Source organism: Micromonospora sp. WMMA1923 (assembly GCF_049179195.1).
GTDB classification, from domain to species: domain Bacteria; phylum Actinomycetota; class Actinomycetes; order Mycobacteriales; family Micromonosporaceae; genus Micromonospora; species Micromonospora yangpuensis.
On the sequence record NZ_JBMHLZ010000001.1, the window covers coordinates 2,624,674 to 2,644,761 of the forward strand.

Below are 20,088 nucleotides of genomic sequence, written 5' to 3' on the forward strand. Positions count from 1 at the left end.
CCGACGGGATCAGTAGAATGACGTATTGCGAACACCGGATGACGATTACCGCCGGTTGTGGCGCGACTACTCCGGACGATTGCGCAGGAAGATGGCGCTGGCCTGGACCCGGGTGCGTACCTGGAGCTTGTCGAAGATGTGTGACACGTGCACCCCGATGGTGCGTTCGCTGATGAACAACCGCTGACCGATCTCCTTGTTGGTCAGCCCCTCCGCGACCGCGGCGAGCACCTCGCGTTCCCGGCTGGTCAGCCCGGCCAGGTCGTCACCGCCGGAGTCGGCCGGCGACGCGGCCGCGCCGGACCGCCGGTCCGTGCCCGGGTCGCGCTCGGCCAGGGTCACCCGGCCCCGGGCGGCCAGGTCCCTGATCTCCGAGGTCAGTGGCACGGCTCCCAGGTTCTGTGCGATCTGGTGTGCCTCGCGCAGCAGCCTGCTGGCGGTGGCCGGGCGGGCCCGCCGGGCCAGCAGGGCCTCGGCCTGCCGCAGCCGCGAGTACGCCGCCGGATACGGGTGGTTGTCCCGGTCCCAGGCCAGCGCCGACCGGGCCCACAGCTCCGGGTCGCTGCCGCCGTCGAAACGGCTGATCTCCGCGGCGCAGAGCGCCAGGAAGTTGTCCACCACGCTACGCACCTGCCGGGACGCGCCGGCGCTGCGCGCGGCGATCCGGTCCATCGCCTCCCGCAGCCGCCGCACCGCCGTCCGGTCGACCGCCACGGTACGGCTGGCGTGGGCCTCCGCCTCGGCCCGCAATCCGTGCCACACCAGCGCGGCGAGGATCACCACGTCGTCCGAGCGGCTCTCGGTAAGGCCCCGCTGCACCGCCTGCCGGGCCACGTCGTGTCGGCCCTGCCACATCGCCAGGCCGGCCCGCAGCGTCAACATCGGCAGCACGTGCCGTGCCCCGCCACCGGCCAGGACGGTGGCGACCGCGTCGAGGTCCCGGTCGGCGGCCTCGATGTCGCCGTAGCCCACCGACAACCGGCACCGGGCCAGCAGCAGCTCCACCGCGTCGGCCCCGGACGGACGGTGGCGCAACGCCGCCGCGACGACCTTCTCCGCCTCGGCCCACTGCCCCACCCGGAACAACCCGTTGGTGGCGATGGCCAGCAGCCGGGTCTCGTACGTGCGCCCCAACCCCAGCTCGGCGACCCGCTCGGCACCCCGGCGGGCCACCACCACACCCTCCTCGATCACGTTCAGCGGACCGGTCAGGAACTCCGCCAGATGCAGGTACGCGCACGCCACGTCGTCCGGCCGACCGGAGCGCTCGGCCACGGTCAACGCCTCACGCATCACCAGCAGGCCGGCATCCGGGTCCTCCAGGTACGCCTCGCTGAACCCCAGCGCCGCACTGGCCCGGACCACCTCCGAGGTCGACCCCGCCACGTCCGCGCACAGCTGCAACGCCACCCGGGCCCGCTGCCCGGCGTCGGCGTACCGGCCCATCTGCACCAGCAGCTCCGCCAGGTACGCCGCGGCGGTGGCCCGTTCCCCCGGCGTGCAGTCCGGGTCCTCCAGGACCAGCCGGTACTCGGTCTCCGCCGGCGCCGAGCGGCCCGCCGCCGCCAGGTACCGCGCCCGCCGGATCCGCAACGAGCACGACGGCGGACCGGTGCCGACCGCCCCCAACTCCTCCAGCAGGGCCAGCGCCCGCGCGTGCTCACCGCACTGGTGCGCCGACTCGGCCGCGTGCTCCAGCAGGACGGCTCGGTCCACGTCCCGGGGCCCGTCCGCGCCGTCGGCCAGCTGCAACGCCACCGACCAGTGCCGATGCGCCTCGGCGTACCCGTGCAGGCGCTGCGCCTCACCGGCGGCGGCCATCGCGGCCGGCAACGCCCGGGCCGGCTCCCCGGCCAACCGCCAGTGGTGGGCCAACCGCGCCTGGTGCAGCTCCGCCTCGGCCGAGGTCAGCGCCTCGGCGTAGCGCCGGTGCAACACCCGACGCTCGGCCGGCAGCAGCTCGTGCGCCAGCACCTCGGCCACCAGCCGGTGCCGTAGCCGGTACCCCTCGTCGGCCCCGACCAGCAGCCGGTGCGCCACCGCCGCCCGGACCGCCTCGATCAGCTCCTCCTCCGGCAGCCGGACCACCCGGGCCAACAGCCAGTGCTCCACCGGCTCCACCCCGGCCGCGACCGCGTGCACCACCTGGTGCGCGTGCTCGGGCAGCGCATCCACCCGGGCCAGGAAGATCTCCCGCAATGTGTCGGAAAGCCCGTCCCGCCCATCCCGCACATCTCGGGCCAACTCCTCGGCCACGAACGGGTTGCCGCCACTGCGCTGCCAGACCAACTCGGCCGCCTCGGCGGTCAACGCCGGCCCCACCACCGCGGCGGCGAGCTGCTCGGTCCCGGCCCGGTCCAACGGCGCCAGGTCCACCACCCGCACCGAACGCAACCGCCGCAGCTCGGTCAGGACCCGCCGCAACGGGTGCGCACCCTGCAACGACTCCGCCCGCACCGCCGCCAACACCGACAGCTGCAGATCCCCCAACCCGGCGAGCAGGTACAGCAGCAACTGCCGGGTGGTCCGGTCGACCCACTGCAGATCGTCCAGCACCAGCACCAGGGGGCGACCCTCGGCGATCAGGTGCAGCCCCCGGGAGACCCGCTCCAGCAACGCGCCGGCACCGTCGGTGGGCGTCTCAGCAGCAAACATCTGCAGCATGCCGCGCACCGAGGAGGACGTCCGCGCGCCCGCGGCGGCGGTGTCGAGGCGACGCAGGGCCTGCAGCAACGGGTGCAGCGGTGAGGCGTCACCGATGTCGAGGCAGGAACCGGTCAGCACGAGCGCCCCCCGCTCACGCAGCAGGGCACCCACCTCGCGTAGTAGTCGGGTCTTGCCGACCCCGCTCTCCCCGGTGACGAAGACCGCCGCGGTGTGCCCCTGACGGACGTCGTCGAGGAGTGCGGATCGCAGCAGGGCCACCTGGTGGGCGCGGCCGACGAGCGGTGCGCTGTCCACATCGCTGGCCATGGAACGCAGCCTAGTCAACGGGCGCCGTAGCCCTCTACGGGCTTATCGCCCTTGTGGTACTCCCCGCGTCGACATTACGACCAAAGGTTACACCTGGCCGACATACGTCGTTCTGCCGATCCCCTGTCGGTCCAGGAATGGGAATCTCCTAGGGCCGTCAGGGACCACGCGGGGGAAAGGTGGTTGCGATGCCCACATCGATGATCGTCACCGGAACCGGGTTGGTGACGCCGAGCTGGCCGATACCGGAGGAGCGACGGACGGTCACCGTCCTCTTCGCCGACATCGTCGGATCGACCGCCCTGGTCGACCGGCTCGACCCGGAGGACGTCCGGTCGTTGCAGCAGGCCTACTTCGAGGCCGTCGCCCGGGTGCTGCACCGCTGGGACGGCGTGGTCGAGAAGTACGTCGGGGACGCGGTGATGGCCCTGTTCGGCGCCCGCCACTCCGACGGCTTCGACGCGTACCGGGCGGTGCGGGCCGGTCTGGAGATCCAGCGGGCCGTCGACCGGAAGCCACTGGCCACGGGCACCGCGGTACGCATCCGGGTCGGCGTCGCCACCGGGGAGGCGGTCGTCGACCTGCCGGGCAGCCGCGACGGTGGGCACGGCACGGCCAGCGGCGCGGTGATCACCCTGGCCGCCCGGCTGCAGGCGTACGCGCCCCCCGGCGCGGTCGTGTTCTGTGCGGCGACCCGCCGGGCCACCGCCGGGCTGACCATGGCACGGCGACTGCCACCGGTCACGGTGCCCGGCAAGGCCGCACCCCTCGAGCTCTGGCGGGCCGAGGATCCCGGCCGGACCGGGCCGGCCAAACACCGGGGACCGCTGGTGGGGCGGCGCCGGGAGTTGGCCGACGCCCGCGACCAGATCGTCCGCGCGGCACGCGAGCGCAGCCCGCGCTGGGTGTCCCTGATCGGCCCGATCGGCAGTGGCCGCAGCCGGCTGCTGCACGAGTTGGTGCGGGCCGTACCGGGCCCGGACGGCGGGTCGCCGCGCTGGTGCGTCGCGTACTGCCCGCCGTACGCCGAGCAGGTGTTGGCCCCGGTTGCGGACCTGGTGCGCGAGTTCGCCGCGATCCACCCGACCGACGGACCGGTCGCGGTGACCGCCCGGTTGACCGCCACCCTGGCCGACCTGGTGCCGGCGCACCGGCTTCCGTGCGCGGTACGGGCGTTGACCGCCCTGCTGACCGCACCCGACGGATCCGCCGCGGCGAGCGAGGGCGCCACGACGTTCCGGCAGGTGCTGCTCGCCCAGGCGGCTCGGCAACCGGTGGTGGTGGCCGTCGACGACCTGGACCGGGCCGACCCGAGGGTCGACGACTTCCTGCGGGACCTGTTCCTCTCGGCCACCTGGCGGAGCCTGCCCCTGGCGGTGGTGGTGACCAACCGCCCCCGCTGGGCCGACGTGCTGCCCGGCCCGGCCGGTCAGCGGCACCGGCACCGGCACCGGCACCGGATCGTGCTGGCTCCGCTGCCGACGGTGCAGACCGGACGGTTGCTGCGCCACCTGCTGGTCCGGGCCGGTCGGCCAGCGGTCCCGGTGGACCGGCTGCTGCCGCTGGTCGCCGGCAACCCGGGGCACGCCACCGCGTACGCCCGACTGGTCGCCGAGGACGGGCTCGACCCGGCGGCGGACCTGCCGATGCCCGAGTCGGTACGCCGCACCGCCGAGGCCCGCCTCGACCTCCTGGACGGCGGACAACGGGCCGTGTTCATGGCCGGTGCGAGCCTCGACGGTGACTTCCGGGCGGCCACGGTGGACCGGCTGCTGGACTGGCCGGCGGGCCGCAGCGCGCCGGTGCTGCGGGAGCTGGTTCTGCACGGGCTGCTGGTCCGCCGGCCGGGAGCCGGCGGGTACGCGATCGCCGAACCGGCGCTACGGCGGGTCGCCGTCGAACGGCTGCCCCGGTCGGTACGCGCGGAGTTCGCCCGCCGGGCGCTGACCGGGCCGGCCGGCACCGACGACGCGGACCAGGCCGGAGCGGACCTCGCCACGCCGGTGCCGGGAACCCGGGACGCCGCACCGCGCAAGACCCGCGACGCCGTGCTGACCGGCGCGCGCGGCACCGTACTACGCGAGACCCGCGGCACCGTACTACGCGAGACCCGCGACACCGTGCTGACCGAGACCCGCGACGCTCTGTCGACCGAGGCGCGCGGCGCTCTACTGACCAGAGCGCGCGGCGCCGGGGCGGACGCCACGCCACCGGCGGCCCGGACACCCGCCGGTTGCGACGCGGAACGGCCGGCCGGTGGCGACCGGCGGGGCGACGGCTACCCACTCGCCGACGGCCGGGACGACCGGGCGCCCGGCCGATCGGGTCTCGCACCGGGAGTCACCCGCACCGGTGCCCCGGTCGAGGAACATCCGGATCCGGTCCGCCCACTTGCCCCGGTGGTGCCACTCGGTCGGGCCGAGTCCCTGACGACGGCGACGAACGCGACGAAGGGCAGGCGCACGGCGGGACCCGTCGGCGGCCCCCGGCAGGCCGACCGCCCCCCACCGCCCTCGACTCGGCCGGCAGCCGCCTGACCGGCCGGCTCAGTCGGCCGGAGGCAGGCTCCGGCTGCGACCCCGGAACTCCGCGACCACCTCGTCGTCGCGGGTGACCGTGACGTCGTAGATGCCGCTGCGCCCGTACCGGGTGCGCTCGGTGGCCCGGGCGACGAGCAGGTCACCGGCGTGTGCCGGCCGGACGAAGGTGATCTCCCCACCGGCGGCGACGGTGACCGGTCCCCGGCTGTTGCAGGCAAGCGCGAAGGCCGTGTCGGCCAGCAGGAAGACGAAGCCACCGTGGGCGATGGCGTGACCGTTGAGCATCGCCGGGGTCACCCGCATCCGGGCCTGCGCCGTGCCGTCGGCGACGCCGACCAACTCGATGCCGAGCCCCCGCGAGGCCACGTCGGCGTCGAACATGTCGTGCGCGGCGGTCCGGAGCGTCGCCGACGGGTCACCACCGGCCGACTCCGGTGCGGGCTGCTCATCGTGCGACACCGGACCGACTCCTCTCCCCGGCACAGCCGGCACCGCCGGAACCTCCCGGCGCCGCCGGGCCACGCGGCACCACCCGGCGCCGCCCGGACACGGTACGCCGACCGTCGCCGTCGCCGGTTCACCCCCTGCCGCGCGGCTCCCCCATCGTCACGCAGAGGAACGGCACAATGACCCAGTGCCCCCGGTCGGGGCAGGCACTGTCCGGTCAGGTCGGAGGGAGACGCGAGTGGTACACGGTGGAGTCGCGGCGGCGACCGCGCAACTGTCCGGCCGGGAGATCCGGCGGCCGACCGCGCCCCCGGCCACCCGGTGCGAGGACCTGGTCACCGTCCTGCTCGCCGCCTGCCTGGTGGGCGGCGCGCTGGCCGACGGCTGGGCGCACACCAACGTGATCGAGACCATCGAGGGCTTCTTCACGCCCTGGCACGGCCTGCTGTACGCCGGTTTCGCCGCGACCGCGGCGTGGACGTTCTGGCTGGCGTACCGGCGTCGGATGGTCGCCCCCCGCTGGTGGCGCGACGGCTGGCCGGCGGGCTACCGGACCGGCGCGCTCGGCGTGGTCGCCTTCGGGCTGGCCGCCCTGGCCGACCTGACCTGGCACGAGACCCTGGGCGTGGAGGTGGGCCTGGACGCCTCCTTCAGCCCCAGTCACCTGCTGCTCGACGGCGCGGCCCTGCTGGTGGTCAGCAGCCCGCTGCGGTCCTGGTGGGCCCGGGGCGAGGGTGGTCTGCGCACGGTGACCGGGGTCGCCGCGCTGACCTTGGCGGCGATGACCCCCACCATCCTGCTCAGCCACTCGTCGGCGCTGCTCACCCTGGCCCCGACCCGACCGTTGGGTCCGACCACCGGACAGCTGGTGGCGGTGCTCGGGGTGGACGCGTACCTGGTCACCACGGTGCTGCTGGTGGTGCCGTACCTGCTGGTGCACCGCCATGGGGCCGTGCCCGGCACCGGGGTGGCGGTGGTCGCCGGAGTGGCCGTGTTCGCGTTGGGGATGTACGAGTTCCCGACCGTCCAGACCGTCGCGGCCCTCGGCGCGATCTGCGGAGCCGGCCTGGCCGACCTGCTGCTGCACCGGCTCGACGCGGTACGGGGCCGATCCGCCGCGCTGCGGCTGCCGGTGGCCGGGGCGGTCTTCGCCGGCCTGGTCTGGTCCGGTCACCTACTCGGGCTGGCCCTGGCCGACCAGGTGCGCTGGACCCCGGAGGTGGTCAGCGGGGTGGTCACCCTCAGCGCGATCCTCGGTGCCGTTCTCGGCGGGCTGGCGGCCCGCCCGCTGCCGGGCGGGCCGTCGACCGACGGGGCGCGGCCGCACCGGGTCTAGGCTGACCGGGACCGGTGCCCAGAGATCCGACGGAGTGGCGCGTGACCGGAGCACCCGAGCCCCGCATCGACCCGGACGTCGATCTCGGCCAGCCCGACGACCGGTCGGTGCCGCCCGGCCCGACGGCGGTGCTGCTGGCGGTGATCGCGGCCGGCGGCGTGCTGGGCGCGTTGGCCCGGGCCGGCGCGCAGGCGGCGGCACCGAATGCGGCCACCGGATTCGCCTGGGCGACCTTCGGCGTCAACGTGCTCGGCTGCCTGCTGATCGGGGTGCTGATGGTGCTGGTCGAGCGGTGTCGGGCCAACCCGCTGCTGCGGCCGTTCCTGGGTGTCGGGGTGTTGGGTGGCTTCACCAGCTTCTCCGCGTACGTCCTCGACGTGCACCGGGCGGCGCAGGCCGGGGCGTTCGGGGTCGCCGGCGGGTACCTGGTGGCCACCGTGCTCGGCGCGCTGGCGGCGGTCTGGCTCGGCGACGTCACGACGAACGCGCTGCTGGACCGCCGGGCGGCCCGGTGACCGGGCTACTGCAGCGCCGGGCGGTCCGGTGACCGGGCTGCTGCAGCGCCGGGCGGTCCGGTGGTGACCGCGCTGCTCGTGGCGCTGGGCGCGGCGGTCGGTGCACCGCTGCGGTACCTGGTCGACCGGGCGGTGCAGTCGGCGCACCGGACCCGGTTACCGCTGGGCACCCTGACCGTCAACGTGGCCGGTTCGTTCCTGCTCGGCGCGCTGGTCGGGGTGCCCGTCGCCCCGGCCCTCGGCGCGCTGCTCGGCACCGGCTTCTGCGGCGCGTTGACCACCTGGTCCACCTGCGGTTACGAGACGCTGCGGCTGGCCCGTACCGGGGCCCGGTCGGTGGCGTTGGCCAACATCGTCCTCAGCGTGACCGTCGGGCTCGGCGCGGCCTGGCTCGGCTTCGCTATCGCCCGGGCGCTCGCCGGGTAGGCCTCAGCGGCGGCGCTCGGGGTGGGCGCGGTTCCAGACCCGCATCCGCTCCGGGTAGCCGGTGCGCGCGGCCTCGTACAGCGGTACGGCATGCCGGTGCGCGAGCTTCGCCGCCACCTGCGGAGATCCGGTACGCCGCCGGATCCACTCCCCGTCGAAGGCGATCGCCATCACCGTGGTGTCGGTGGCGGTGGTCTCCGGCTCCAGGTAGAACTCCACCCCCTGCCGGCTGGTCACGAACTCCGCCAGGGCGGCCAGGTCCTCCGGGGTCGCCTCCCGGTCGAGTTTCGTCGGGATCGTCCCGTCGGACCGGGACCGTCGGTTCCACCAGGCCATCTCCGACTCCTCTGCTCGGCACCCCAGTGCAGCACGCCCACCTGCCAGCCGCCTGCGAGCCGGGTGGGAGGAACCTGGACGCCGGTCAACGGGCCGGTGGACGGACGGCGGGGACCAACGCCAGGGTGGGCAGCAGCAGCACCGGCACCACCAGCAACGCGTACCGGGTGCCCACCTGGTCACCGAGCAGACCGAGCAGCGGCGGGCCGGCCAGGAACGCGGTGTACCCGATCGCGGCGACCACGCTTACCCGGGCCGGGGCCCGGTCCTCGTCGTCGGCGGCGGCGCTCATCCCGACCGGGAAGCCCAACGACGCGCCGAGCCCCCAGACGGCGACCCCGGCGACGGCCACCGGGCCGTTGCCGCCCAACACCGCGACCGCGGCCCCCACGACGGCGAGCAGCGTGCAGGTCAGCAGCACCGGCACCCGCCCCCAGCGGTCGATGGCCACGGTCCCGGTGGTCCGCCCGACGGTCATCCCGACGACGAAGACCGCGAAGACCGCCGCGCCGGCCGCCTCGCTGAACCCGTACCCGTCGACGAAGGCGACCGCCAGCCAGTCGCTGGCGCTGCCCTCGGCGAACGCCGCCGCCAGCACCAGCAGACCGATGAGCAGGGTCCGGGGCTCCCGCCAGGCGGCCAGCAGGCCATCGGAGCGCCCGTGCGCCGCGGCGGTGTCCGGCTCCGCGGTGTCGGGCGTGGGCAGGAACGAACCGAGCGCCACCAGGATGCCGACCGCCACCACCACCGCCATGCCCACCAGGTGCGCGGCCACCGGCACGCCGGCCCCGGCGGCGAGGGCGCCGAGACCCGCGCCGACGACCGTACCGAGGCTGAAGGCGGCATGGAACCGGGGCATCACGGTCCGCCCGAGCCGACGCTCGACCGCCGCACCCTCGACGTTGATCGCCACCTCGCAGGTGCCGAAGCCGTACCCGAAGGCGAACAGGGCGACGGCGACCGCAGGCAGCCATCCGGTCAGTCCGGCGGCTGCCCCGGTGCCGGCCAGCCCACCGGCGATCAGCAGACCCGCGACGCCCACGGTACGGGCCGTGCCGAGCCGTTGGGTGGCCAGGCCGGCAGTGGCCAGCGCCACGATCGACCCGATCGACATGGCCAGCAACAGCAGGCCGAGCCGTCCGGCGCTGAGCGACAACGCGTCGCGTACCGCCGGCACCCGGGCGAACCAGGTGGCGATGGCCAGGCCGTTGAAAGCGAACACGGCCGCCACGGCGTTGCGGGCGTTGCGCACCTGGCGGGGCACGGCCGCAGGCCCGGGGATCTTGGCGGTGGGCCGGGCGTCGGCGTTGCGCACGTCACGCTCCCTCACGGTCACTCGGATCGAACGGTCGACACCGACGGGACAGTACCCGCCACCGACTCCGCCCCTTACCCGGAGCTGCCCGGCCCCGCCCCCTTACCGGGAGCTGCCCGGCCGGGCAGCGGAACCGGGCTCCGGCGGACCCGGGTCAGACCGCGGGCAGGCCGAGCGCCGCGTCGACCCGGGCGAGGATGACGGCGTCGTCGTCCGCGCCCACGCTGCGCAGCAGGTCGACCGCGGTGGACCGGACCTGCCCGACGATCATCGCCAGTTGCAGGGTCTGCCCGGGGGCGAAGAGCCGCCCGGCGACCTCGACGGCCTCCAGCGCGGCCCGCTCGGCCTGGCCGCAGCGTTGGTCGGCGACGTCCTGCCGGCCGTCGAGGTCGGCCGCGATGGTCTCCCCGGCGGCGTCCACCGCGTCGGCCAGCAGCCGCACCGCGCTTACCAGTTCGGCGGGGACCGGGTCGGTCAGGCGGATCAGGGTCACCCCGGCCCGCGCCAGCACCCGCACGTTGCGTACCGCGTAGTCGCACTGACCGATCGCGGCGTCCACCGCCCGCAACCGGCCCAGGTGCCGCCCGCGACGCAGGTGCAGGGTCAACGCCTCGCCCGCCGCGAGCACCCCGGTACGCAGCCGCTCCACCGCCGCGTCCATCCCGCGGGCCCGCTCCAGCGCGGCCCGGGCGGCGTTCTGGTCGCTCGCGTCGAGCGCGTCGGCCACCTCCCGCAGCGCCGTCGCCAGGTCGGCGAAGGTGGTACGGAACTCGGCCACCAGTGGGGCGAGGGGGTGCCGGACTGCGGCGAGCTGACTCACCACCAGCGCCACCGCCCCACCGATCAGCGCGTCGACGAACCGGAACGGGATCAGCGACTCCCCGGTGGGGAGATCACCACCAGGTACAGGGCGGAGACGGCGGCCTGCACCACGGCGACCCCGCTCGCGCCGATCGCCACCGCCCCGACGATGGTCAGCAGGATGACCGTGAAGACGGTCACCGTGCTGCGCGCACCGAGGGCCTGCACCACCACGTCGGCCACCAGCACCCCGGCGGCCACGCCGAGCACCACCTCGACCGCCCGCCGGGTGCGCTGCCCCCGGGCCTGACCGAGGACGATCAACGCCGCGGCGGGGGCGAAGAACGGCTGCGGATGGCTGACCAGCACGCTCGCCGCCACCCAGGCTCCGGTGGCGGCGAGCGTGCCCTCCACGATCTGTGGCCAGCCCCGCCACACCCGTACGGCGGCCTGACGCAACCACCCCCACCGCACCATCGCCGTCGCCTCCCTGTGCCCTGCGCACATCGTGCACCCGCTGCGGGGGACGAATCGGCCAGGGCCCCGGGAAGTGGGTCAAGCCACTCAGGACGACGGCCCGACCCCGACCAGGTGGCTGGGCGGGGCGGTCCGCTGTTCGGCGCGGCGGGCGGGGCGTCCGCTGGTCAGAGCACGTGGTCGCGGTGGGCCGCGATCGCCGCGGCGAGGATCTCCGGGCCGGGACGGGCCCACACCTCGGCGTTGAAGACCTCCACCTCGATCGGCCCGTGGTAGCCGGTCGCGTCGACCGCCCGCCGGAACCGACGCAGGTCGACGCAGCCGTCGCCGGGCAGTCCCCGGCCGAGCAGCACCCCCTCGGGCAGCGGGGTGATCCAGTCGGCCACCTGGAAGGCGGCGATCCGGCTACCGGCGCGATCGATCTGCTGGTAGACGGCGTCGTCCCACCACAGGTGGTACGTGTCGACCACCACCCCGACCGTGCCCGGGTCGAACCGTTCGGCGATGTCCAGGGCCTGTCCGAGGGTGGCCACGACACACCGGTCGGAGCAGAACATCGGGTGCAACGGCTCGATGGCGAGGGTCACCCCGGCGGCGGCGGCCTCCGGGGCCAGGTCGGCGACGGCATCGGCGACCATCCGCCGGGCACCGTCGAGGTCCCGGCTGCCGGCGGGCAGTCCGCCGGAGACCAGCACCAGCACGGAGGTGCCCAGGGTGGCGGCCTCCTCGATGGCGCGGCGGTTCTCGTCCCGCCAGCCGTCGGTGGTGAAGAAGCCGCCCCGGCACAGCGAGGTGACGCTCAGCCCGGCGTCCCGGACCAGTTTGGCCGCCCGCGCCAGGCCGTACTCCTGGACCGGTTCGCGCCACAGCCCGACGCCGGGCACCCCGGCGTCGACACAACCGGCCACCACCTCGGCCAGCGGCCAGTGCTTCGCGGTGGCCTGGTTGAACGAGAACCGCGCCAACCCACTCACTGGTTTGCCCCTTCGATCGGGACTGCGGGGCTCCGCTGCGCTGCACTCCTCGCCCTCACTGGACCACCCCGGCGAGGGTGAGGTAGGCGCGGGCGCGGGCGGCGGCGCGGTCGGCGTCGGGGAGCAGGCCGGCCTGGTCGGCCAGGACGAGCAGCCGGGCCAGGTGCGCCGGGGAACGACCGGCCTGCTGGCCACCGACCATGACGAAGTGGTCCTGGTGGCCGGCGAGCCAGGCCAGGAAGACGATCCCGGTCTTGTAGTGCCAGGTCGGTGCGGCGAACAGGTGCCGGGCCAGCGGCAGGGTGGGGCCGAAGGCCTCGTCGTAGCCGGTCAGGTCGCCGCGGTCCAGGGCGGCCAGGGCCGCCGCGGCGGCCGGGGCGATGGCGGCGAAGACCCCGAGCAGCGCGTCGGAGTGGCCCACTTCGTCGCCCCGGATCAGCTCCGGGTAGTTGAAGTCGTCGCCGGTGTAGAGCCGCACCCCGGCGGGCAGCCGACGGCGCAGCGCCACCTCCCGGTCGGCGTCGAGCAGGGAGACCTTGATCCCGTCGACCCGGTCGGCGTGGTCTTTGATCAACTGGAGCACCGTCTCGGTGGCCAGGTCCAGGTCGGTCGAGCCCCAGTAGCCGGCCAGCGCCGGGTCGAACATGTCGCCGAGCCAGTGCAGCACCACCGGCTGGTCGGTGGTGGTGAGCAGGTCGGCGTAGACCCGCAGGTAGTCCTCGGGGCCGTCGGCGGCGGCGGCCAGGTGCCGGCTGCACATCAGCACGGGCCGGGCACCGTCGGCGAGGGTGTCGGCGAGCTGCTCCCGGTACGCGCCGGTGATGGCGTCCAGGCTGGCCGGGCCGGGAGGCAGCTGGTCGGTGGCCACCCCGGCGACGATCCGGCCGCCGACTCCCCGCGCCTCGGCGGCGCTGCGCCGGATCAGCTCCCGGATGGCCGGGTAGTCAAGTCCCATGCCCCGCTGGGCGGTGTCCATCGCCTCGGCCACGCCCAACCCGTACGACCACAGGTGGTGCCGGAAGGCCAGGGTCCGGTCCCAGTCGACCACGGCCGGGGCACCGGGGGTGTTCTCCGCGGTGGGATCGGCGACCACGTGCGCGGCGGCGTACGCCACCCGGCTGGTGGCGGGGCCGGCGGGGCGAGCGAAGGCCGTGCCGCCGCGCAGCCGGTGCCGACTGCCGTCGGGGAGCCGGACCTCGGCGGTCACCGGCGCAGCTCCGGCACCTCGACGCGGCGGCCCTCGCGGGCCGAGCGCAGGCCCAGCTCAGCCAGTTGCACACCCCGGGCCCCGGCCAGGAAGTCCCACCGGAAGGGTTCACCGGCCACCACGTGGCGCAGGAACGCCTCCCACTGGACCTTGAACCCGTTGTCGAACTCCTCGTTGTCCGGCACGGCGGTCCACTGGTCCCGGAAGTTCTCGGTGGCCGGCAGGTCCGGGTTCCAGACCGGCTTCGGGGTGACCGCCCGGTGCTGGACCTTGCAGTTGCGCAGTCCGGCCACGGCGCTGCCCTCGGTGCCGTCGACCTGGAACTCGACGAGTTCGTCCCGGTTGACCCGCACGCACCAGGAGGAGTTGAGCTGGGCGACGATCCCGCCGGCCAGCTCGAAGGTGCCGTACGCGGCGTCGTCGGCGGTGGCCGGGTAGCCGCGGCCGGCCTCGTCGACGCGCTCGGGGATGTGGGTGGCGATCACGGCGCTGACCGCCCGGACCGGGCCGAACAGCTCCTCCAGCACGTAGTGCCAGTGCGGGAACATGTCGACCACGATGCCGCCGCCGTCCTCGGCCCGGTAGTTCCACGAGGGACGTTGGGCCGGCTGCCAGTCGCCCTCGAAGACCCAGTAGCCGAACTCGCCGCGCACCGACAGGATCCGGCCGAAGAAGCCACCGTCGACGAGCCGCTTGAGTTTGCGCAGGCCGGGCAGGAAGAGCTTGTCCTGCACCACGCCGGTGCGGATGCCGGCGGCGTCGGCGACCCGGGCCAGGTCCAGGGCGGCGTCGGTCTCCTCGGCCAGCGGCTTCTCCGTGTAGACGTGCTTGCCGGCCTCGATGGCCTGCCGGATCGCCTTCTCCCGCTGCTGGGTGACCTGGGAGTCGAAGTAGATCTCGACGTCGTCGCGGGCCAGCGCGGCGCTCAGGTCGGTGGTCCACTCGGTCAGGCCGTGCCGGGTCGCGACCTCACGCAGCTTGGCCTCGTTACGTCCGACCAGGACCGGCTCCGGCCAGATCCGGGTGCCGTCGGGCAGGGCGACGCCGCCCTGCTCGCGAATGGCCAACAGCGACCGGACCAGATGCTGGCGGTAGCCCATCCGGCCGGTGACGCCGTTGACGATGATGCCGATCGGCCTTCGGGTCATGGGGTTCCTTCCGTCGGCGCCGGCGACGCCGCACGCCGCCACAGGTAAGCGCTTTCCTGGAGCTTAGATGCCGGCCCGTACCCCCGGCAAGGCCCCGCCCGCCGTAGGACGGTTCGCAGGGCGTGATCACACCCGGGACGCTGCGGTAGCCTGTCGTCGCGACTGCGGGCGGCGCGGTCCGACAACGGTTCCGGGGGTGACCATGGCGACGCTCGCCGACGTCGCCCGTCGGGCGGGGGTCTCCCCCGCCACGGCGTCGCGGGTGATCAACGGCAGCAGCAAACCGGTCGCCGAGGAGCTGCGCGAACGGGTCCTGCGCGCCGTCGCCGACCTGCGGTACGTACCCAACGCGCACGCCCAGTTGTTGGCCCGGCCGCAGCGCACCGCGGTCGGCGTCATCGTGCACGACGTCTCCGACCCCTACTTCGCCGAGGTCACCAGGGGGCTGCAACGGGTGGCCATCGACCGCGGCCGGCTGGTCATCATCTGCAACAGCTACCGCGACCCGGAGCGCGAGCTGGAGTACGTCGAGTTGCTGCGCGGCCAGCAGGTGGCCGCGGTCGTCCTGGCCGGATCCGGCTACCACGACAGCGCCTTCACCGAACGGCTCAACGAGAAGCTGGCCGCCTACGAGGCGACCGGCGGCCGGGTGGCGGTGATCGGCCGGCACGACCACGCCGGCGACGCGGTGATGCCGGCCAACTCGGCCGGGGCGCGACTACTCGGGCGGGAGCTGCTCCGGCTCGGCCACCGGCGGATCGGGGTGATCGCCGGCCCCCGGGTGCTCACCACCACCACCGACCGGCTCGGCGGATTGCGTCAGGCGCTGGCCGAAGAGGGTGCCGACCTGCGCGAGGAGTGGATCCGCTACGCCGGGTTCGACCGCGACGGCGGCGCCCTGGCGATGGCGGAGCTGCTCGACGCGGCACCGCGGCTGACCGCGGTCGTCGCCCTGAACGACTCGATGGCCGTCGGCGCCCTCTCCGTGCTGCGCGCCCGGGGCATCGCGGTGCCCGAGCGGCTCTCCCTCGCCGGCTTCGACGACATGCCGATCGCCGCGGACGTCACCCCGGCGCTGACCACCGTCCGGTTGTCCATGGTCGAGCTGGGCGCACGGGCGATGACGATGGCCCTGGACCCGGCCGCCGACCGGCACCGGGTCGAGGTGCTGCCCGCCGAGTTGATCCGCCGCGACAGTGTCGGCGTCGCGCCGCCGGACTGACCCGGGCGACCCGCACCCGGCGGTGTTCACCGGGCCGCGTCGGGGGTGGACCAGTCCGGCGGTTCGAGGGCGGACCAGTCCTGGTCGGAGCGGTCGATGAGGTCGGCGCAGAGTGTGCGGTCCGGCGGCGGTGCGGTGTCCCCGGCCACCGCGAGGGTACGGGCCGCGCAGAGATGCCCCAGCCGCAGCGCGGCACGGGGGTCCAGGCCGCGCAGGACCGCCGACAGGTAGCCGGCGGCGAAGGCGTCCCCGGCGCCTACCGGCTCCACCACCGGCACCCGTAGCGCCGGCACGAACGTCTCCGGTCCGGTCCGGGGCAGTGCGGTGGCACCGACCGCGCCGTCCTTGACCACCACCGTCGCCGGGCCGGGCAGCAGCCGGCGGACCGCCTGCGGGTCGTCGGTGTGCCAGAGCCGCTGGGCCTCGTCCAGCCCGACCAGCACCAGGTCGGCGGCGTTGGCGAGCTGCCGCAGCACCGGGGCCGCGGTGGCCGCCGGCCAGAGCCGTACCCGGTGGTTGACGTCGAAGCTGACCAGCGCGCCTGGCAGCGGACGCCGGCCGAGGGTCTGCTCGACCAGCTCCCGGCAGGTGGTCGAGAGCGCGGCGGTGATCCCGGACAGGTGCACCAGCCGGGCACCGGCCAGCCGCGGGGCGTCCAGCGCCCCCGGGGCCAGCCGGGACGCCGCCGAGCCGGCCCGGTAGTAGTGGACCTCGGTGCCGGCCGGCCGGGGGTCCTTGAGGTAGAGCCCGGTCGGCGCGTCCGGGTCGACGTCGACCGACCCGACGTCGACCCCGGCGGCGGCGATCCGGCGGACCACCAGCTGGCCGAACGGGTCGTCGCCGACCCGACTCACCCAGGCCGTCGGGTGACCGAGGGCGGCCAGGCCCATGGCCACGTTGGACTCCGCGCCACCGACACCGACGGCGACCCGGTCGGCGTCGGCCAGGTTCCCCACCGGGTCCGGGCTCATCACCACCATGGTCTCCCCGACGGTCACCACCTCCGGGTTCACCGCCGGCCCTCCTCGTACTGGCCGGCGGCGGCCAGCATCGCCGCGGTGTCCCGGTCGACAAGCGTGTCGACAAGCGTTATCCGGTGGTGTCCCACTCGGCTGCCGCCGGCGGGGACCACCGCCGGCCGGTCGAACGCGAAAGCCACGCACACCCCCGGGTACATCGCGGTCCGCACGAACCACCGGTCGCCCGGCCCCAGGCCCGAGAAGACCAGGGTGTACGCCCCGCCGCCCGGCCCGGTGCCACCGAAGGCCAACCACGGCGCGGCACTGCCGTTCACCCGTTCCTCGCCCTCGGCCTCGGCGGTGAAGGTGACCGGGTCGACCGTCGGCGCGCAGCGCCAGAAGAACCCGCCGTACCCCGCCCCGCCGGGTCGGCCGTTGGTGGCCGGACTGCCCAGGTGCACGTCGGAGCCGGCCGGAGCGGTGAGGGTGTAGTCCACGGTCAACCGCCAGGCCCCCGGCACGCCGGCGAGACGGGTGGCGGTGAGCTGCCGCTGCTCGGTCAGCAGCACCCCACCGCTGCGGTCCCGCCACTGCAGCCGGTGGGCCAACCGGTCGGCGTCGCGGTGCAGCCAGTCGGTGTGGGCGATCCGGCCGTGGTCGTCGCGCCAGGTGTAGCCGGCGTCGCGGACGTAGGTCCGGCCGCCCCACAGGTTGGTGCCGTCGACGTCCTGCACGGCCAGCGAGGCCCCGAGGTGCCAGACGTGGTCGGCCGGCAGGGTGTCGGTGACCGGCGTCCCGCCGAGGGTACGCACCGGGTGCAGGTAGGGCCGGGGGCCGTGGCGCGGGTCCAGGTCGGGCTCGATCACGTAGCTGGCCACCGGCGTCGCGTCGACGCTCAGCACCGCCTCGTCGGCGGTCACGCCGCCACCCGCCGGTGCCGGGCCACCGCGTGCAGGGCGGCGACGGCGTACCCGAGCAGGATCGGCACCGCCACCGGATGGACCAGGACGGCGAGGAAGGCCACCAGCAGGGTGAGCCCGGACAACACCGCCCAGGTGCCGGGGCGGGCCGGACAGGTCCGGGCGGCGGTGCGGGCCGCCGCCCACCAGCCGAGCCCGCCGGTGCGGCCCACCTCGACCACCACCAGGGCGGCGTACCCGGTCAGGGCCACCGTCACCACGGCGGTGACCAGCAGGGCCGGGGTACCGCCGGGGACCCGGCCGCCGGCCAGCGCCAGCAGGTCGGCGGCGAGCAGCGCGACGATCACGCCGGTCACGGCGGTGACCGCCGCGCCGGGCAGCAGGGACCTGCCGAACCGCGACAGCGTACGCCGGGCCGACGGCCAACTGCCGGTGGTCGTCCAGTCGTGCACGGCGGCGCTGGCCGTGCCCACCGCGCCGGCGGCGGTCAGCACCGGCACCGAGGCCAGTACCACCACGATCCCGAGCAGGGCCAGGTCGGCGGCGTCGCGTACCAGGTCCCGCCAGTCCCGGGCCGCCGGGACAACCTCCACGGTCATGCGCTCAGCCCTTCAGCCCGCTGGTGTTGATGCCCTCGACGAGCATCCGTTGGAAGGCCAGGAAGAACAGGAAGACCGGCAGCAGCGACAGCACCGACATGGCGAACATCGGCCCGACCGCGCTGGCGCTGGTGGAGTCGATGAACAGGGTCAACGCCACCGGGACGGTGTAGTCCTTGAGGTCGGAGAGGAAGACCAGCTGCCGGAAGAAGTCGTTCCAGGTCCAGATGAATGAGAAGATCGCGGTGGTGACCAACGCCGGTCGGCTCAACGGCAGGATGACGTGCCGGAAGATGCCGAACGCGCTGGCACCGTCGATCTTGGCAGCCTCGTCGAGTTCACGGGGGATGCCCCGCATGAACTGCACCATCAGGAAGACGAAGAACGCCTCGGTGGCCAGGAACTGCGGAATCAGCAGCGGCAGGTACGGCCACTCGCCGCCGACCAGGCCCAGGCTGCGGAAGAGGATGTACTGCGGGATGATCAGCACGTGCCCGGGTAGCAGCAGGGTGCCGATCATCACGGCGAACCACATCCCGCGCAGCCGGAACCGCAGCCGGGCGAAGGCGTACGCGGCCAGCAGGCAGGAGATCGCGTTGCCGACCACGGTCAGCAGGCTGACCATCGCGCTGTTGAGGAAGAACCGCCCGAAGCTGAAGTCGAAGTTGGTCCACCCGGCGGTGTAGTTGCCGGGGGTGAACTCCTCCGGCAGCAGCCCGATGTTGTTGACGATCTCCGCCTGCGACTTGAACGAGGTGCCGATCATCCAGATCAGCGGGTAGAGCACCACCCCGACGATCGCGATCAGGACGAGCAGGCGTACCGCCTGGCGGCCGCCGGGTTTCCGGTCGGCCCGCCGGGGCACCGTCGAGGTCACCGCCACCATCACCGCTCTCCGTCCGAGTAGTGCACCCAGAACCGCCCGGTGCTGAAGAAGATCGCCGTGATCGCCGCGATGGCGATCAGGAACACCCACGCCATGGCGGAGGCGTAGCCCATCTCCAGGTCGGTGAAGCCTGCGATGTAGAGGTTCAACGTGTACATCAGGGTGGAGTCGACAGGTCCACCGGTGCCGTTGCTGAGCACGAAGGCCGCGGTGAAGCCCTGGAAGCCGTTGATGGTCTCCAGCACCAGGTTGAAGAAGATCACCGGGGAGAGCATCGGCAGGGTGACGTGCCAGAACTGGCTGAGCTTGCTGGCCCCGTCGACCGAGGCGGCCTCGTAGAGCTCGGTCGGCACCTGCTTGAGCCCGGCCAGGAAGATCACCATCGGTGCGCCGAACTGCCAGATGGCCAGCACCATCAGGGTCTGCAGGGCCCAGTCCGGGTCGTTCACCCAGGGCTTGCCCTGGATGCCGAAAAGGCTCAGGAAGGAGTTGAACGCGCCGTCGCGGTTGAACATGTTGACCCAGACGATGGCCAGCGCGACGCTGCCACCGAGCAACGACGGCAGGTAGAACAGGCTGCGGAACAGCCCGACGCCGCGCCAGGCCCGGTTGAGCAGCAGCGCCACCCCGAGCGCGGCGGCCAGCTTCAGCGGTACGGCGACCAGCGCGAACGTCAGCGTCACCCGGACCGCGTGCCAGTACGACGGGTCGCCGGTGAACATCCGCTCGTAGTTGGCCAGCCCCACCCACTCGACCTCACCCAGCGGGGTCAGGATGTCGTAGTTGGTGAAGCTGAGGTACAGCGACAACAGCATGGGGATCGCCGTCACGCCCATCAGACCGATGAGCCAGGGCGACAGAAAGACGTATCCGGCCAGACCTTCGCCGTGCCGGTCCCGTCCGGCCCCGCGCCGCTTGGCGGGGGGCCGGACGGAACCGTCACCACGTCGGGTCGGTCCGGGCACCGTGGTCAGGGCCACGAGCCGGCTCCTCTCCGAACCTCGGTG

Annotated in this window: 19 protein-coding genes; 5 read left to right on the forward strand and 14 right to left on the reverse strand. The window is 74.1% G+C overall.

What is annotated here, in order from left to right:
* Positions 1–66 precede the first annotated feature (66 nt).
* Positions 67–2,973: a helix-turn-helix transcriptional regulator gene (locus ACN28G_RS11790; RefSeq protein WP_421479105.1), complete on the reverse strand. Its 2,907-nt coding sequence runs from the start codon at positions 2,971–2,973 to the stop codon at positions 67–69.
* A gap of 188 nt (positions 2,974–3,161) precedes the next feature.
* Between ACN28G_RS11790 and ACN28G_RS11795 the strand changes: the two genes are divergently transcribed.
* Complete coding sequence (locus ACN28G_RS11795; protein ID WP_421479106.1) at positions 3,162–5,510, forward strand: AAA family ATPase; 2,349 nt, start codon at positions 3,162–3,164, stop codon at positions 5,508–5,510.
* 9 nt (positions 5,511–5,519) lie between these two features.
* On the opposite strand, the gene paaI is transcribed toward ACN28G_RS11795, so the two are convergent.
* A complete protein-coding gene (paaI, locus tag ACN28G_RS11800; protein ID WP_091446516.1) occupies positions 5,520–5,894 on the reverse strand; it encodes a hydroxyphenylacetyl-CoA thioesterase PaaI in 375 nt (124 codons plus the stop codon).
* A gap of 304 nt (positions 5,895–6,198) precedes the next feature.
* Here paaI and ACN28G_RS11805 point away from each other — a divergent pair, with 304 nt between their 5' ends.
* The 3 genes from ACN28G_RS11805 (at position 6,199) to crcB (ending at position 8,237) form a co-directional block, all read left to right on the forward strand.
* Positions 6,199–7,296: a hypothetical protein gene (locus tag ACN28G_RS11805; protein ID WP_421479107.1), complete on the forward strand. Its 1,098-nt coding sequence runs from the start codon at positions 6,199–6,201 to the stop codon at positions 7,294–7,296.
* A gap of 41 nt (positions 7,297–7,337) precedes the next feature.
* Positions 7,338–7,811 (forward strand): fluoride efflux transporter FluC, encoded by a 474-nt coding sequence (locus ACN28G_RS11810; protein WP_421479108.1) that lies wholly within the window; start codon positions 7,338–7,340, stop codon positions 7,809–7,811.
* Between the two features lie 63 nt (positions 7,812–7,874).
* Complete coding sequence (gene crcB / locus ACN28G_RS11815) at positions 7,875–8,237, forward strand: fluoride efflux transporter CrcB (RefSeq protein ID WP_421479109.1); 363 nt, start codon at positions 7,875–7,877, stop codon at positions 8,235–8,237.
* A gap of 3 nt (positions 8,238–8,240) precedes the next feature.
* Here crcB and ACN28G_RS11820 read toward each other — a convergent pair whose 3' ends face one another.
* The 7 genes from ACN28G_RS11820 to ACN28G_RS11850 form a co-directional block, all read right to left on the reverse strand.
* A complete protein-coding gene (locus tag ACN28G_RS11820) occupies positions 8,241–8,573 on the reverse strand; it encodes a hypothetical protein (protein ID WP_091438741.1) in 333 nt (110 codons plus the stop codon).
* A gap of 85 nt (positions 8,574–8,658) precedes the next feature.
* Positions 8,659–9,855 (reverse strand): MFS transporter, encoded by a 1,197-nt coding sequence (locus ACN28G_RS11825; protein WP_421480893.1) that lies wholly within the window; start codon positions 9,853–9,855, stop codon positions 8,659–8,661.
* A gap of 187 nt (positions 9,856–10,042) precedes the next feature.
* A complete protein-coding gene (locus ACN28G_RS11830) occupies positions 10,043–10,720 on the reverse strand; it encodes a hypothetical protein (protein ID WP_421479110.1) in 678 nt (225 codons plus the stop codon).
* A gap of 38 nt (positions 10,721–10,758) precedes the next feature.
* Positions 10,759–11,166, reverse strand: a complete 408-nt coding sequence (locus tag ACN28G_RS11835) for an FUSC family protein (RefSeq protein ID WP_421479111.1) — start codon at positions 11,164–11,166, stop codon at positions 10,759–10,761.
* 167 nt (positions 11,167–11,333) lie between these two features.
* Positions 11,334–12,131: a sugar phosphate isomerase/epimerase family protein gene (locus tag ACN28G_RS11840; protein ID WP_421480894.1), complete on the reverse strand. Its 798-nt coding sequence runs from the start codon at positions 12,129–12,131 to the stop codon at positions 11,334–11,336.
* Between the two features lie 64 nt (positions 12,132–12,195).
* Positions 12,196–13,347, reverse strand: coding sequence for a dihydrodipicolinate synthase family protein (locus ACN28G_RS11845; RefSeq protein ID WP_421479112.1), 1,152 nt, complete (start codon positions 13,345–13,347; stop codon positions 12,196–12,198).
* A complete protein-coding gene (locus ACN28G_RS11850; RefSeq protein WP_091438750.1) occupies positions 13,344–14,495 on the reverse strand; it encodes a Gfo/Idh/MocA family protein in 1,152 nt (383 codons plus the stop codon). The genes ACN28G_RS11845 and ACN28G_RS11850 overlap by 4 nt, the downstream gene beginning before the upstream one ends.
* A gap of 202 nt (positions 14,496–14,697) precedes the next feature.
* Between ACN28G_RS11850 and ACN28G_RS11855 the strand changes: the two genes are divergently transcribed.
* Positions 14,698–15,717 (forward strand): LacI family DNA-binding transcriptional regulator, encoded by a 1,020-nt coding sequence (locus ACN28G_RS11855; RefSeq protein WP_091446523.1) that lies wholly within the window; start codon positions 14,698–14,700, stop codon positions 15,715–15,717.
* Between the two features lie 26 nt (positions 15,718–15,743).
* On the opposite strand, the gene ACN28G_RS11860 is transcribed toward ACN28G_RS11855, so the two are convergent.
* The 5 genes from ACN28G_RS11860 to ACN28G_RS11880 are packed head-to-tail and all read right to left on the reverse strand — an operon-like array spanning position 15,744 to position 20,061.
* Complete coding sequence (locus ACN28G_RS11860) at positions 15,744–16,730, reverse strand: sugar kinase (protein ID WP_421479113.1); 987 nt, start codon at positions 16,728–16,730, stop codon at positions 15,744–15,746.
* Entirely contained in the window at positions 16,727–17,596 is an 870-nt protein-coding gene (locus tag ACN28G_RS11865) for a PmoA family protein (protein ID WP_421479114.1), read from the reverse strand. The genes ACN28G_RS11860 and ACN28G_RS11865 overlap by 4 nt, the downstream gene beginning before the upstream one ends.
* The gene (locus ACN28G_RS11870; protein WP_421479115.1) at positions 17,593–18,195 is read right to left on the reverse strand and encodes a hypothetical protein; all 603 of its coding nucleotides are present in this window, start codon (positions 18,193–18,195) and stop codon (positions 17,593–17,595) included. The genes ACN28G_RS11865 and ACN28G_RS11870 overlap by 4 nt, the downstream gene beginning before the upstream one ends.
* 4 nt (positions 18,196–18,199) lie before the next feature.
* A complete protein-coding gene (locus tag ACN28G_RS11875; RefSeq protein WP_421479116.1) occupies positions 18,200–19,081 on the reverse strand; it encodes a carbohydrate ABC transporter permease in 882 nt (293 codons plus the stop codon).
* On the reverse strand, positions 19,081–20,061 hold the full coding sequence (locus ACN28G_RS11880; RefSeq protein ID WP_091438758.1) for a carbohydrate ABC transporter permease: 981 nt from the start codon (positions 20,059–20,061) through the stop codon (positions 19,081–19,083). The genes ACN28G_RS11875 and ACN28G_RS11880 overlap by 1 nt, the downstream gene beginning before the upstream one ends.
* Positions 20,062–20,088: the final 27 nt, after the last annotated feature.

Bases quoted from the DNA above. Each gene is read 5' to 3' on its own strand.
- ACN28G_RS11790 (WP_421479105.1), bottom strand. From the start codon at position 2,973: ATGGCCAGCGATGTGGACAGCGCACCGCTCGTCGGCCGCGCCCACCAG.
- ACN28G_RS11795 (WP_421479106.1), top strand. From the start codon at position 3,162: ATGCCCACATCGATGATCGTCACCGGAACCGGGTTGGTGACGCCGAGC.
- paaI (WP_091446516.1), bottom strand. From the start codon at position 5,894: ATGTTCGACGCCGACGTGGCCTCGCGGGGGCTCGGCATCGAGTTGGTC.
- ACN28G_RS11820 (WP_091438741.1), bottom strand. From the start codon at position 8,573: ATGGCCTGGTGGAACCGACGGTCCCGGTCCGACGGGACGATCCCGACG.
- ACN28G_RS11835 (WP_421479111.1), bottom strand. From the start codon at position 11,166: ATGGTGCGGTGGGGGTGGTTGCGTCAGGCCGCCGTACGGGTGTGGCGG.
- ACN28G_RS11850 (WP_091438750.1), bottom strand. From the start codon at position 14,495: ATGACCCGAAGGCCGATCGGCATCATCGTCAACGGCGTCACCGGCCGG.
- ACN28G_RS11855 (WP_091446523.1), top strand. From the start codon at position 14,698: ATGGCGACGCTCGCCGACGTCGCCCGTCGGGCGGGGGTCTCCCCCGCC.
- ACN28G_RS11870 (WP_421479115.1), bottom strand. From the start codon at position 18,195: ATGACCGTGGAGGTTGTCCCGGCGGCCCGGGACTGGCGGGACCTGGTA.
- ACN28G_RS11875 (WP_421479116.1), bottom strand. From the start codon at position 19,081: ATGGTGGCGGTGACCTCGACGGTGCCCCGGCGGGCCGACCGGAAACCC.